A 14,798-nucleotide genomic window follows, 5' to 3' on the forward strand; every position below is an offset into this window, starting at 1 on the left:
TAATCAGCTTTTTATCATGCAGTTCAATATTGGAAAGAAGACGAATTTCTTCAAGGAGTTTATGGTTGAGCCTCTGGGCTTCATCAATTATCAAAAGAACGTTTTTATTTTCTGCATGTGCATTGTGCAGAAAATTTTTTAGATGAACAAGAAAATCTCCTTTACTCTCAAACTTTTTATTAATCTTGAAACTGTCTGCCAGAGAATTGAAAAAATCAAGAATTTCCAAATCAGGATCAGGGATGGTTGCAATAGTGGCCTCTATATCTAGTTTGGTTACAAGGCAGTTGATCAGTATTGTTTTTCCGGTGCCTACATCTCCTGTAAGGAGAAGAAAACCTTTATTCTCTGCAATTCCATATTTTAAAGTGGAAAGGGCCTCCAGATGTTTTTCACCCAGCCAGATAAATTTTGGATCAGTTGTTATCTGAAAAGGCTTTTCGGTAAAATTATAGTGTGAGAGGTACAATTGTATTTTCCTCCAAAATTGATGGCGTCTCTACTTAGTGCTCTAATTCGTTAATTCGATAACGTATTTATATATATTTCTTTCACCGCCCGGCTTGTCCCGCTAAGCGGGGCTTCGCTCAAGACGCTAAGTACGTAGAGTAAAATATTATTTCTATTGCCGTTGATCCGCCAAAAATACCGGCGGACAGGAAGGACGGCAATAGAAAATCAATCAATGCTTGTTTTGTTACAACTAAATGTTTTCATATCAAATTATATTTCCCCGTAGGGATAAATCTTTATTGCTTTCCGCCCTCTCAGTGGAAAGCAATAAAATAATGATTCTTTGGGTGCTTTGCGGCTCTGCGGTGAAAATAAATCCCCCAAATATATTATGATACCGTAATTAAGAATACGTATACTTAGCTATTGGTTTTATCCTTTTTAGATACCAACCCACGGCTATAATAAATATAAAGCACAATCCACAGGATAAAGAAAAATATAATGTAGGCGTTTCGTTGTCTGGTCAACTTTTTTTTCTTTTTATTAATCAAGTTAACCGAATTTTTAAGCTCTCTTTTAACTATTTCCAACTCGTTGAACAGACTGTCAATATCGGAATTTTCAGTAAAAGAAACCAGTCGTTTTGATTTGTTTTCAAAATCTCTGACATTATATGTATCAAAAAGTATTTTCTGCTTTTCAGTTAAATAGGAAATATCATGTATTTCTTTTGCAAATTCGACACAATAAAATTTTTTAAACGGGTTGATTGAAGGTACTTCTCCCAGCTTGCTTATTCTTTCCGGTATTCCGGAATCAAGCTGAACCGATATTTCCTCCATGGAAGCACTGAGCTTGCCTATCATGTCATTGTTTTTTTTAAGGTCTTCACCGCTTAGTGCAGATATAAAGAAAATTAAGAACCCGGCAGTCAGGCAACTGGTAATAATTTTAACAATTATGATAAACTCTCCTTTAATTAACGCCATGGCTTATGTTCCTTTATTCACATATTGTTTGATGTAAAGGGTCCGAGGATTCAAGGGATCGAGTGCTTTTTTCTAGCGATTTGATAATCGTTTTGTCCGCCACAGGCGGGTCACTCGAATCCTTGGCCCTGTGACACCTTGAATCCTGATCAATCGACCAACTCTTTGGGCGATGACCTGTGCACTATCAATTATGAGCTATGAACTAATTTACTTTGGTATCCAGAATCTCCCTTATTTTACGAGACATTTGTTCCATGTTAAATGGTTTCTGAATAAATCCGTTGCAGCCACGTTTTAAAATGCCTGTCGCCTGTCCACGAATACTGTATCCACTGGAAAGAAGAACTTTTATTTCAGGGTTCATCTCTTTCAGCCTGTCGTAAGTTTCACCACCACTCATATTCGGCATTATCATATCCAATATCACCAGGTCAATTTTATCCTGGTTTTCCCGGTAAATTCTAATAGCCTCCTCTCCCCCCATCGCTACAAAAACCTCACAGCCCAATGCTTCAATCACCTGACGGCATCCCTGAGCCACTACCTCTTCATCATCTACTAAAAGAATGGTTCCATTGCCCAGTGATGCATCAAGAGGCGTTTCAGTGTCTTCAATTGTTTTAGCTTTAGATGGAGAAACCGGCAGATAGATGTTGAAGGTGGTTCCATGGCCTAATTCACTGTAACAATTAATGATCCCTGCATGGTTTTTAATAATTCCGTATGCGGATGCCAATCCCAGACCGGTTCCGGTACTGATATGTCTGGTGGTGAAGAAAGGTTCAAAAATTCTCTTCAAGGTTTTCTTATCCATACCTGTTCCGTTGTCCGTGACCGACACCTTTACATATTTTCCCGGAGAAGCATGATAGAGCTTTGCCTTGTTATACTTGGCATCTATGGTGACGTTGTCTGTTTCAATATACAGATCTCCACCATCAGGCATGGCCTGCCAGGCATTGACATAAATATTTAAAAGTACCTGTTCAATCTGTCCCATGTCCACCTTAACTGATTGAAGATCTTCATTTTGTTTTATATGAATGGTGATTTCTTTTCTGGTATGTCCAAAAATAAGTGCCGTTCTGTTAACGATGTCATTCAAGTTGCACGGAGTAACTACATATTTTCCCCGTCTGGCAAAGCCGAGGAGCTGTTGGGTGAGTTTGGCTCCACTTTTAACACACCTTTCAATCAGTTTTATGTTTTCATAATGAGAGTGATCCGGGTTAATATCCAGGAGCATAACCGAAGCGCTTCCCTGTATTCCCATGAGTAAATTGTTAAAATCGTGGGCAATACCGCCCGCCAGAGTTCCGATCGACTCCATTCTCTGGGATTGCTGAACCTGGTTTTCCAGTCTCTTTTGCATGGTCATGTCCCTTAAGAAATTCAAAGCCGCCGGCTTCCCTTCCCAGTTAACCGGAACCACACTCAACTGAACCCATAGTTCTTCACCGTCTTTATTAACCACTTTGAAAGAATTTGTATCAGACAGGTTTTCGCCCCTTAATCTTCCTGAATACCAGTTTACCACCCGGTTACGCTGTTCAGGGTAAATATACCTGTCAAGCAAAAACTTGCTACTGTTTTGATTTGCTCCAACAAAATCGCTTAACTCCCTGGCTTTAGGGTTTGCGAACTTAATTTTTCGATTTTGCAGAATAAAGATGGCATCATTTGAATTTTCCACCAAAAGGCGATATTTTTCTTCTGATTCCCGCAATGCCTCTTCAGCCCGCTTTGCCTCTGTAATATCGCGCATGTGTTCGATCACTTTTGTCACATTACCTGATTCGTCCACAATCGGATAAAACCTGATATCGAACCAGACACCCAAAGACTCGTCGTATCTTACCAGACTGGTGGGTCGCTTTTCCCGGTATGCTTGTGATACCGTACAATCTTCACAGGGTTTATCATAACCGATCAGTTCGTAACATTTTTTCCCCTCGATTTCCTTGCGGGTCAAATTAATGAGCTTATACCCGGCAGCATTATATCGGATAATGTTATGTTCAAAATCCTGCACACCCAGAATATCCGGTATATTATCGACTATTGTTTCAAGAAGTATGGATGTTTCTTTAAGTTCTGCCGTTCGTTCTTTAACCAGCTCTTCCAGATGCTCGCGATATTTTTCCAGCTTTTCTTCGGCCCCTTTTCGTTCCTCCTCCACACTGATGGCGGAAACAATAATACTCATAACCCGATTGTCTCCCCTGCTTAAATGATAATCATCTTTAAACAACGCGCAGAGTGAGCCCACATAATCATTGCCGAATTTAACTGCCTTACCTATATATGTCTGTAATTTATAATTAGTTATATTGGAATCAATCTTTGCATAACGGGATTGCTGAAGATTTGAAACCGCTAAAAATTTGTTACTGTTCTTTTTTATTAGATTGTAGCATATATTGTCTTCGACCTTTTCCGCCGGTTTGTAATCCGGATGAGTTTTCCACTTTCCCCTTGAGTAGATAACTCCATCTTCCAATCGGTTGTAAATGGCACAGGTGGCACCCAGAAGCTCTCCGCAAAGGGCAGTCAAACGATTTATGTTGTCAAGGGATTCGGACCCAAAGCTCAGAAAACAGTCGTTTATCTTGGAAAGCCTCTCTTCAAGGCGCACCCTGCGGCTCATTTCCTGTTTAATTTCAGTAATATCCCGGTTACTGACACGCCTTCCCAGAGAGCGACCATCCATTCCCTTAACCGGTTGGCAAACATGACCTATCCAGCGCACCACCCCCTCACGAGAAATAATACGAAATTCAAGGGATTCAACTTTCTGGCTTTGCAACTCAGTGCTCAGATGTCTTATTATATGATGCCGGTCATCAGGATGAATAATTTCTTCAATCAATTTGGGATTTTTTACAAAGTCATCCGGCAGATATCCGGTGATACGTTCACATGACGGCGAAACATAAACAAGCCTCCCATCTTCCCCAACCCAGTATTCCCAGTGATAGGTGAAGTCAGCTACGGTTTTAAAGCTTTCTTCACTTTTCCTTAAAGCATCTCTTGCTTTCCTTAGAGCATTGATGCTGACCTGTGCATGGGAACCAAAGATAATTAAAAGGCATAAAACGATCACACGCGTGTATATATCATATAAATCAGGCCCGACCAGCTCCTGCATTAAATTGAGCTTTTGGGAAAAAAAGATATTTAAAATGGAATCCAGAAGCCAATATATGGTCGCAATAATAATTCCGGACAGAATCATTGACTCCGCAATATTTTTTGCACCTCTAGCGGAACCCTTCATTTTTGATATCTTTAGCCTTTTCAATCCGTACTCCCTATTAGTGCAAACATTAAAGATTACAATACATTTGAATGCTCTTATTGTCAACATCGATGGCGTCGCAGAAAGTCCCATCTACAGCGCCTTTTATACGGAAGCCTTTTTTTGGGCCACAGACCCACACAGACTCACGCGGACATGCTATGAACTGCCTATCGCATTTCATAGCAGAGATTTTTTGTCCTGACGACCCGTCTTCGCTAAAGCTACACCGCGGCAGACCTGTCCGAACGAAAGCTGCATCGCTTTGCAAATTTTTTTACTGCCCAAAGGGCACATGGTTTTTCACCGGCCATTGTCGGCCGGGGAAAGGATCTTTTGGTAAAATATTTCATTTTTCACTGATGTTATTTATGTCTGCGTCCGTCTGTGTGGGTCTGTGGCTAATTATTAATAGGCTGTCTGCCGATGCTGAAATATGCAAAACCCTGCTCTGCCACAAATGACGGGGAATAGAGATTGCGGCCGTCAAAAATTACTGGTGCGGTCAATGCTTCTTTAATACGTTTAAAATCCGGATTTCTGAACTGGTTCCAGTCAGTAACAACAGCCAAAGCATCCGCTCCATTAACGACTTCATATTGATTATCGAGCACTTTGGTATGAGGGTTATCTTTAAGAGCTTTTTTAGCGTTTTCCCCGGCAACCGGATCAAAGGCACGGATATGCATCCCCTCACATGCTAATTGTGAAATGATCTCCAAAGAAGCTGATTCACGAATATCATCCGTATTTGCTTTAAAGGAAAGTCCCCAAATAGCCAAAGTTTTGCCCCTCACACCATTTTGATTGGAAAAATAATCCTTGATTTTATCAGCCAGCACCCTTTTCTGTCTGGCGTTTACTTCATCCACAGCTGAAATTAGTTTTGGCTCATATCCATTTTCCCGGGTTGAATTTATAAGCGCTTTTACATCTTTGGGAAAGCATGACCCCCCATACCCGACACCCGGGTATATAAAATGGTAACCGATCCGGTGGTCAGAGCCAATACCCTTTCTGACATCACTGACATCCGCGCCGATATGTTCGCAAATGTTGGCCATTTCGTTCATAAAAGATATTTTGGTTGCCAGCATGCAGTTGGCGGCATATTTGGTCAGTTCAGCGCTTCTTATACTCATGACAATCATTTTTTCGCGACTGCGCGCAAAAGGAGCATATAATGTTTCCATCAGCTTAGCGGTGCGGATATTGTCTGTCCCTAAAATAACCCTGTCCGGTTTCATGAAATCGTTGATGGCGTCGCCTTCTTTTAGAAATTCAGGATTTGAAACCACATCAAATTCAATATTAAGTCCCCTTTTTTTCATCTCTTGCTGAATAATTTTATATACCTGATCTGCTGTCCCCACGGGAACCGTCGATTTATTTATAATAATCTTGTATTCCTTTATAACCTTCCCGATTTGAGATGCCACCTGATAGATATATTCAAGATCGCAGGAACCGTCAGGCCTTGGGGGTGTCCCCACACAGTTGAGTATAAATAATGCATCTTCAATACCTTCTGCCAAATTTGTAGAAAAACTCAGTCGCCCTTGTTCAATATTTCTCTTTACGAGTTGTTCCAGGCCAGGCTCATAGATATGAATTTTTCCTGACTTAAGTCCATCGATTATGATTGGATCGACATCAATACAGCAAACATCATTACCCATTTCCGCAAAACAGGCGGCAGTAACCAGTCCCACATATCCGGTCCCTACGATACATATGTTCATGATAAATAAGCCTTTCTTTTTTATAGCTCATAGTTCAAAAATTGAATTGATTCTGTTTTATGTTTTTCTTATTAGACAGGATCAACTGGATTTTCAAGATAATAACCTAATTCATCACTTTCCGGAAGAAAGTGATGAAAGACAATCCACTTTCAGCGGAAAAGTAATCATAATTGTTATCTTCGTTGAAGGCGATGATATTTTTTCAGTTTCTTCAGGAAACTGAAAAACAAATAATCAAACAAATCCTGTATATCCTGTATATTCATCAGTTCATAAGATTGAATTCATTCTGCTGCAATATTAAAAATTCCTATCTTGCAATTTCAAGGCATTTTGTCCTGTCAATTTTGCCGTTGGTGTTTTTGGGAAGCAAGCGAACTAATTTAATGGAGCTGGGGAGTTTATATTTTGGAAGTTTATCGGCGCAGAGTTTCATTATTTTGTTATTACTGCTGGTTCCATTTTTGGGTACTGCGATGGCAACTATCTTGTTACCCAACAGTTCATCCGGAACTCCTATAACTGCAGTTTCAATGACCAGTTCAGTCGCCATCAAGGCGTCTTCGATTTCCTGAGGATTAATCCGGTGCCCGCCAACTTTTAATAGATTGTCTTTGCGCCCATTCACAAAGAAGTATCCCTTTTCGTCATAGTAGCCCAGATCTCCGGTGTGATATCCGTTTTCATCTAAAGCAGCAGAGGTTGCCTTTTTATCCTTCCAGTAGCCCTGCATGATATTCTTGCCTGAAGCGACGAGTTCGCCTGTCTGACCGGCCGGGAGTTCCTTACCGCTTTTATTTATCACCTTCAACGTCACACCGGAAATCGGCTTGCCGATGGAACCCATTCTATTGGCAAGTTGATCGGGTCTAAGATATGTCAGCCGTGCAGACGCTTCGGTAGCACCATACATAATATAAATTTGTGTATGTACAGGCAAAACTTTTCGAAGTTCTTTTTTAATCTGTTGAGACATATGCCCGCCGGCCTGTGTGCAGTATCTGAGTGAATGAAGCCTGTTCCGATAGCTTTTTAAAGGAGAACGATGAAGGAGGTAGGCATAGGTGGAAGGAACGCCGGAAAATCCGGTGACTTTTTCTTCGACCATCTGCTTGATAACCGCTGCTGGAAAAGCGAACTTGTTATTTATAACTACGCTTCCACCCACTGCAAAATGTGTATTTAAAAGTGATTTTCCCATCACATAAAAAAAAGGAAGGACTGCCATTTGAATATCTTTATCTGTCAAAGCCAAATACCGGCAGATGGAATTCGTGTTTGAAACAATATTATTATGGGACAACATCACCCCTTTTGGCGTTCCTGTTGAACCCGAAGTATATATGATACTTGCAAGATCTGATTCTTCAATACTGGTTTTGAACCGAATTGGCAGATTCACAGTTACATCATCACGAATAACATCTTCCCAGGGAAAAACAGCAAAAGGATAAGATGACCACTTTTGTTTTGGGTTTTTTAATAGCAAAGCCCTTATGCTATAAAGTGAAAGATCGGTTGCTTTAAGGAGCCTTTCAAATCTTGATGTAGCTATAATTACTTCAGGTTCCAACTCCTCCAGAAGAGGTTTCAAACCGTCAGGTTTTAAGTCACTACTTAAAGGGACTGCCACAGCGCCCGTTTTTAGCACGCCGTAATAGCTAACCACATACTCCAGGCAATTTTCTAGAAACAGGACAATCCTATCTCCTTTGGAGATGCCCAGCTTTATGAGCCAGTGGGCTAACAGGTTCGCTTTTGTGTTAATCTGGCTATAAGTTGCCCGTACTTCTTCGTGGACCAGTGCGGTCTTATCAGGAAAGAGTTTGGTGCTTTGTTCCAGAAAATGATGGATTAACTTGGCTTGTGGTTTATTGTCAGTTGTTCGTTGCATGATTTTTTCAGGAGATATTATTTCACCGCCTATTTGCTCCGTTCATTCGAAGTACAGAGCACGCAGGTGCATGCGATTTTTTTTTATTAGCCACAGACCCACACAGACAGACACAGACGTTTTATTCGGCTGACGCAGCCGAATAAAAAGAGTCATCGCTTCGCGATTTTTTTTTAATGTCCAAAGGGCGCATGGTTTTTCCCCGGTCATGGCCTGCCGCGGCGAAGCCTTGGCGAAGACGGGTCGGCCGGGAAAAAGAGCTGTTCGGTGAAATATAAGATATTTCACTGATGTTTTTATGTCTGTGTGGGTCCGTGGCTAATTATATATAAAGCAATTTACAATTATGCAGCTATTTTCCTTTCCAGAAATGCAGTTACATTATTGATGGAGTCCAGATTTTCCGGTACAAGTTCTTCATCCTCAACGGCAATTGAAAACTCTTCTTCCAAAAAAGTGACCAGTTCAAGGATTCCTGTTGAATCAATGATTCCCTCTTCGAGAAATGAGGTTTCATCTTTTAGGCCATCTTCGCTTCCGAAAAGGAAGTTTTCTACAATAAATGTTTTAATCTTTTCTTTTGTTTCGTTCATTTTAATCCTTTCTTATATTTTATTAGCCACAGACCCACACAAATAGACACAGACTATTATCTTCTGCCGACTCGGCAGAAGATAATAATGGTTTAGCCTAAGGCAAGTTATAGAATGAATCGCTTGATTTCTGCCTTTGGATGAGTAAAATTTACCAGAAGCCCGATTTTATACCCAGTGGCCTTTAGGTAGTTCAACAGTTGTGCCTCATGTATTTTCTGCAAAGAGTCAATAGCTTTGAGTTCTAAAATGACTTGATTCTCGACAACAATATCAGCAAAATATTCACCTATTTCAACACCTTTATATTTAACTTTTATGGGGACTTGACTTTCGGCTTTAACTTTTCTGTCAACCAATTCAACCATTAAAGCATTTTCGTAAACTTTTTCCAAAAACCCTGCCCCAAGTTCACGATTTACTTCAAATATAGCACCGTTGATCCTATATGTGATATCATCTATATTCATTGTTATTATTAGCCACAGACACTCACAGACGGTCACGTACATGCAATGAAATGCTTGACGCATTTCATTGCAGAGATATTTCGTCCGGACGACCAGTCTTCGCCAGGGCTACGCCGCGGCAAGCTTGTCCGAACGAAAACTTCATCGCTTCGCGAAAAAATAATATATTTTAAACTACTTGCAATAAATACGAATTCGCTAATTATCAGCATTGGCATCGAAAAATTGGTCTGCTTTTTCCGCCTTTGGCGGATGACTGTATTTGTCCGAGCGAGTTGCTCGGACAAATGTCTGTGTAAGTCTGTGTGGGTCTGTGGCTAAATTATTTTTCATTTCATAATTTCAGGGATATCTTCCATCAACAGAGGCGGCAGATGCAAGTATCGAGTAGTCATCCTTTTGGTGTCGATATCGTCGTACACTCTTTGAATCTGATCCGGTTTAAGATTCAGATATTCAGCAACAATTTCAACCGATATGTCATTGTTTTTCCCATACAGGCAAAGATCCATTTGATCATAGGGAAGGGAGAAATAGAATTCATCCTGGCCCTGGGAAAGTGAGTAAGTATCTGTAGTCGGTGGTCGTTCTCTTATTTTCTTAGGAACACCGAGATACTTCGCCAACTGATATACCTGGGTCTTATAAAGATGGGCGATCGGTTTCACATCTGCCGCCCCATCACCCAGTTTTACAAAAAATCCCTGATCGTACTCCAAGCGATTCGGAGTCCCGGCTACAGCAAAATTCAATCGATCGGCATGATAATATTCAAGCATTTTTCGTATGCGCTGCTTGAAATTGGTTGCAGCAACGATTTCAAGATATGCCCTCAGCGGTAGCCGTTTCTTTATAATTGTGTTGTCAGGGCTTTGAGCAATAATTGAAAATAGATTGAAACCCTTTGTTTCAATCACATTCGGGGTCACAATTTTAGACTTCCATCCATCCCCGTATTGGGGAATAACCATTCTTACAGCTTCATCATACCTTCGGTAAAAACCAACGGATTGGAGAATGGTTGAAATATCCTCATGGATTTTGTCAACGCCGAAATGATCTGCCACCGAACTGCTCAGCTTCAGTGTGTCGTCTGAAGAATGTTTCTCCGGCATAAGCAAAGCCAACACCCGATCCGGACCTAAAGCATTTACAGAAAGTGCAGTCGTCACACTGCTGTCTATACCTCCGGAAAGAGCGACAATCAGACCTCGTCGTTTTAACTGGCCTGTTAAAAAACTGCGCAGGCGTTTGGTAATTTTATCAACTTCTTTTTCCGCATCGATAATTAAAACATCTTTTGAGAATGTTGTATTTTTCATAAATATCCTTTTTAATTTTTTTGACAGGATTTACTGGATTAGTTGGATTTTTTATTTTTAACTTTCCAGAAGAAAGTCAAAAAACAACATTCGCCTGCGGCGAAATTAAGATAGTACATTTTATTGGTTATACTCAGATTAAATAGAAGTTCATGAAAATGGTATGATGAACATTCTTATTTCGGCAGAAAGTGGATTAAGCTTCAACACTTTCTTCTGGAAAGTGTTGAAAAGAAAAACTATCCTGAAAATCCTGTCAATCCTGTCTAATAAAAAAAATATTCGGTTTCCTATTTTCCTGGCTTCCTAGTTTCCGCTTCTATATGGCTGGCTTCGAGTTAACGTTATGGTGAAAAGACCGCGGTTTTCCACGTAGTCATTTGTATCAATGGAGGAATTAACCCTATTATATTCGTATTCAGCCCTTATGATAAAATTGATGTTTGAAGACAGCCATCTTTCATATGTATAGCTGAGCCCGGCTCCGCCATGTGTGGTTTTGTCTCTGCGGGTGGGGACCTCGTCTTCATATTTATCCTGCCGGTATGTACTGAAAATATCCCCGGTAATACGTCTGGTAATATTATATTCTGCTTCTATACCAGCTTCATAGAATATTGAAAATCCCAGGTTTTCAGCGCCAAAAAAAGCATCATCGTGCCCTGCTGACCCTAAAAGGCTGATTGAACCCCTTCTGAACGTCTTGGTAATATCGCAATTTGCCGTTGCGCCAGCCTCGTCATCTATGTTACCGGCTCTTTTGCTGTTATCCTGAACAAAATAACCGACATCAGCAGAAATGGATATATCCTGGGCAACAGAGTAATCAAAACCGATATAAGGATTATAAATCTGATAATCCTCATCAGTTTTTTCAAAGTCAACATAGATATGGGAGTAAGCCAAATATCCTTCAAACTGCCGGGTAAAACGCCTGATCAATCTGATGCTTCCAATGCCTTCCTCAAAATCATTTGATGGATCTCCGGCATCCGGACCAGTATAAAATTCATCTTCCCTGTCATACTCAGCCTTTGTATATGTTCCGGCTAATTCAACCCCCCATCTGGGAGTAAACCAATAGGTTAGACCTGCTGACGGAATATGTCGTGTATTGTCCTCAAGGGTTTTGTCTTCGTTTTCAAGTACGCCATAGGCGTATTCAATATAGAATGAGTCGTTTTCTCCAAACCGATTGGTAAACCTTACACTGGCTGTGTTTGTCCAGTAAGGCTCTCTTGTGGTTCTTAAGGTTGGATCTGTCTCTATCGCAGGATCTTCAGAGCGTAAATGATTCATTTCTTCTTCACCAAGCGGATCTTCAGTTCGCACAAAAGCATCTCTGACTTCCAGCCTGTTGTTTCGTGTCAGATCTGCCCACCCGTATAAAAGGGTTGTATGCCGCCAGGTATCGTTTTCGGAAAACTCATGATAAAGGACAGCTGCCGGATCATACGACAGTTCTATCCCCGCATGCTGCCACAAAAGCTCAGTGGTAAAGCCTAAAGATATAATGGTAATTAGCTCATCTTCTTCATTATCTTCTGCAAGATATAGATTGTCTGTGTATTCTTCAGTAACTGAAATTCTGGGTAGAAATGTTGCCTGGAATGCAAAAACAGATGATGCGGTAAATAAGATAGAAGATATTGCTAAGAAAAAATAAAATTTAGGTTTCATAAGTACTCCAGTTTTTTGTTAGTTGTCAGTTGTAATTTGTCCGTTGAAAAAGGTATAATATAGCTCTGTGGTCATTTTTTATCAGAAGTTCCGGTTTTGCGTCCTATTGAGTTGATATATGCGCTTAATTTTGGTGTTAACTCTTTAATCAGTTCTTGCAAATTATCAATTTCATGCTCTGTTAATAGTTCTCTTTTATAAGACCTTCTAAGCCAGTGCTTTACTTCAAACAGAGAGCCTCTGGCTATTCTGGCAAATCGCCGGTTATCAGCAAAGCTTCCGCGTCCTGTTCCTTCAGCAATATTTGCACCAATACTATCTGCAGAATTTATTAGCTGTTTACCAATAGTATATTGAGGCAATTTGTTCCATTTCATAACTATATTCCAAACTAAGTCAGCAATTTCCTCTGCCAAACCATAAACCCGAAGATTTTCGAATCCCGTCCTGGGCATAATTATCTTCCTATAATTAATCCAACAACTGACCAATCACAACTGACAACAAACGCCCTCCGGTTAAGGCACAATTATCGTGTCATCGGCCTGAAGCTGAACATTTTGTTTGAAATCTTTTCCTTTTAATATATTTTTATAATTGATTCTTATAGTCTTATCCTTGCCGTTTTCCTTTCTGAAAAGGATAATCTCTTTTTTGGAGGCCCACTCAGTAAACCCTCCTGCAAGGGCAAATGCCTGAAGCACGGTAAGGTTTTTTATCAGAGGATATTCACCCGTATTTACCACTTCCCCCAGTACGTATATTCTTTTACTTGCCGGACTCCTGACGTTTACGGTAACCACAGGATTAGATATGAATCCCTTTAATTTTGTCTGGATATCTTTTTTCAATTCCAAAGGCGTTCGGCCGCCTGCCTGGATATCATCAAGAAGAGGGAATGAAATCATTCCGTCAATTCTGACCATAATTTCTTCTCTGGAAAAATCAGGTTCTTTCCATGTGGTAATGTCCAGAATATCACCACTGCCAATTATGTATTGGCTTTTATTAAATTTGGAAGCGTCGTCTGCGAAGGCATTGGATGCAGTAAATATAAGAATAAATGTCAAATAAATGCCTAATAAGATAAAATGCTTTTTCATGATGATTTCTCCATTTCAATATTTATAAACAGAATTAACATGATTTGCTGGATTATTTTATCTTGAATATCTTTTTAATTCTGTCTGATTATACAGTTTTTATATAGCTCCGCCCGGTCAATTACATCAAGAAAGATAATTAACATAAATCATAGCAACTACCCTTGTAAGGAGGCCTACACCTGTTATAAAAAAAATATTAACATCGTTATATCTATGAATTATCATTTATGTGATAGGAACTATAAGTTATGAGCTGTATCAGGATTTGCCATAATATTTCTTATACCTGGAATGTTTGCCATAACCGGAGTATTTCATTGATCTCATATCGAACCAGTTGACTACCACACCGATAACCTTTTCTTTCCCCATCATTTCAAGTAGTTCTTTAACCAGTTCTCGGCTCGTACTACCTGCTTTCACGACCAGAAGAATCCCATCAACCTGTCTTGCGATCACACTTGTTTCAGATGTAAGATGTGGTGGAGGTGAATCTATAATGATATAACGATTACTGTATCTTGAGGTTACTTCTTTCAGCAGTTTTGACATCTGATTTGAAGACATAAGCTCGGCAGGATTGTGAGGATGTTTGCCGCCTGGCAAAATAGTCAATTTATTTATCTCAGTCTTTAAAAGAAGCGAAGATAAGGACATGTCTTTTGACAGATATTCGGTCAGCCCTGCAACATCATCAAATCCGAAGTTGTTGTGTATAGTGGCCTTTCGAATATCACAATCCATCAAGAGAACATGCTGATCGATATTCTGGGCAATACTCACAGCCAGATTGGATGCCACGAAAGACTTGCCTTCACCGGGAACCGCACTTGTAACCATTATTGATCGTGGCCGCCTGCCGGAAACAGGAAATAAAATATTTGTCCTTAAGTGCTTAAACTGTTCCGCTTCAAATGATTCCGGCTCAAAAAAGGACACCAAATTTTTATCTGCGTCCCTTTTTTTAAAAACCGTCTTAATAACATCGGTAGATCTATTTTCTCTTGCTTTTCGGTCATAAACCTTAAAAAGAGAATCCTTTTTGGCTGAAGTCGGAACCTTGCTTTCCTTGCCTGCTTTTTTTAATGCATCGTTTATTTTGCCCAATTGTCTATCCTCGCTTAGTCATGACCTCCGGCCCAGCCGGAGGCTTGCATAAAGCCCTATAAGGGCATCGATACTGATAACCCCTTAAGGGGTATTATTGTGTTAAAATTACTGTTCTGCGACCAAATCCATTTT

The 14,798-nt window shown here is 40.1% G+C and carries 13 protein-coding genes; all 13 read right to left on the reverse strand.

Translation table 11 applies throughout. From position 1 onward, the window contains the following. The coding region (locus SWH54_17465) for an AAA family ATPase (GenBank protein ID MDY6793057.1) at nt 1–469 on the reverse strand (469 nt) is incomplete at its 3' end. Nucleotides 470–872: 403 nt separating this feature from the next. Further along, a complete protein-coding gene (locus tag SWH54_17470) occupies nt 873–1,445 on the reverse strand; it encodes a hypothetical protein (protein MDY6793058.1) in 573 nt (190 codons plus the stop codon). Nucleotides 1,446–1,650: 205 nt separating this feature from the next. Next, complete coding sequence (locus SWH54_17475) at nt 1,651–4,749, reverse strand: PAS domain S-box protein (GenBank protein ID MDY6793059.1); 3,099 nt, start codon at nt 4,747–4,749, stop codon at nt 1,651–1,653. A 398-nt stretch (nt 4,750–5,147) separates the two neighbouring features. Next, nucleotides 5,148–6,488, reverse strand: coding sequence for a UDP-glucose/GDP-mannose dehydrogenase family protein (locus SWH54_17480; GenBank protein MDY6793060.1), 1,341 nt, complete (start codon nt 6,486–6,488; stop codon nt 5,148–5,150). 313 nt (nt 6,489–6,801) lie between these two features. Beyond that, nucleotides 6,802–8,385, reverse strand: coding sequence for a class I adenylate-forming enzyme family protein (locus tag SWH54_17485; GenBank protein MDY6793061.1), 1,584 nt, complete (start codon nt 8,383–8,385; stop codon nt 6,802–6,804). 344 nt (nt 8,386–8,729) lie between these two features. Next, nucleotides 8,730–8,978, reverse strand: coding sequence for an acyl carrier protein (locus SWH54_17490; GenBank protein ID MDY6793062.1), 249 nt, complete (start codon nt 8,976–8,978; stop codon nt 8,730–8,732). A 107-nt stretch (nt 8,979–9,085) separates the two neighbouring features. After that, nucleotides 9,086–9,448 (reverse strand): GxxExxY protein, encoded by a 363-nt coding sequence (locus SWH54_17495; GenBank protein ID MDY6793063.1) that lies wholly within the window; start codon nt 9,446–9,448, stop codon nt 9,086–9,088. A 198-nt stretch (nt 9,449–9,646) separates the two neighbouring features. Beyond that, nucleotides 9,647–9,781, reverse strand: a complete 135-nt coding sequence (locus SWH54_17500; protein MDY6793064.1) for a hypothetical protein — start codon at nt 9,779–9,781, stop codon at nt 9,647–9,649. Next, nucleotides 9,778–10,770, reverse strand: coding sequence for an NAD(+) synthase (gene nadE, locus SWH54_17505; protein ID MDY6793065.1), 993 nt, complete (start codon nt 10,768–10,770; stop codon nt 9,778–9,780). Before nadE ends, SWH54_17500 begins: the two co-directional genes overlap by 4 nt. A 306-nt stretch (nt 10,771–11,076) precedes the next feature. Continuing rightward, nucleotides 11,077–12,450, reverse strand: a complete 1,374-nt coding sequence (locus SWH54_17510) for an outer membrane beta-barrel protein (protein MDY6793066.1) — start codon at nt 12,448–12,450, stop codon at nt 11,077–11,079. Between the two features lie 71 nt (nt 12,451–12,521). Continuing rightward, nucleotides 12,522–12,905 carry a four helix bundle protein gene (locus tag SWH54_17515; GenBank protein MDY6793067.1) on the reverse strand — a complete coding sequence of 128 codons (384 nt, stop codon included), beginning with the start codon at nt 12,903–12,905 and terminating at the stop codon, nt 12,522–12,524. 63 nt (nt 12,906–12,968) lie between these two features. Next, nucleotides 12,969–13,553, reverse strand: coding sequence for a polysaccharide biosynthesis/export family protein (locus tag SWH54_17520; GenBank protein MDY6793068.1), 585 nt, complete (start codon nt 13,551–13,553; stop codon nt 12,969–12,971). 261 nt (nt 13,554–13,814) lie between these two features. Then, nucleotides 13,815–14,663 carry a polysaccharide biosynthesis tyrosine autokinase gene (locus SWH54_17525; protein ID MDY6793069.1) on the reverse strand — a complete coding sequence of 283 codons (849 nt, stop codon included), beginning with the start codon at nt 14,661–14,663 and terminating at the stop codon, nt 13,815–13,817. Between the last annotated feature and the right edge of the window lie 135 nt (nt 14,664–14,798).

The organism is Thermodesulfobacteriota bacterium (genome assembly GCA_034189135.1).
GTDB lineage: Bacteria > Desulfobacterota > Desulfobacteria > Desulfobacterales > JAUWMJ01 > JAUWMJ01.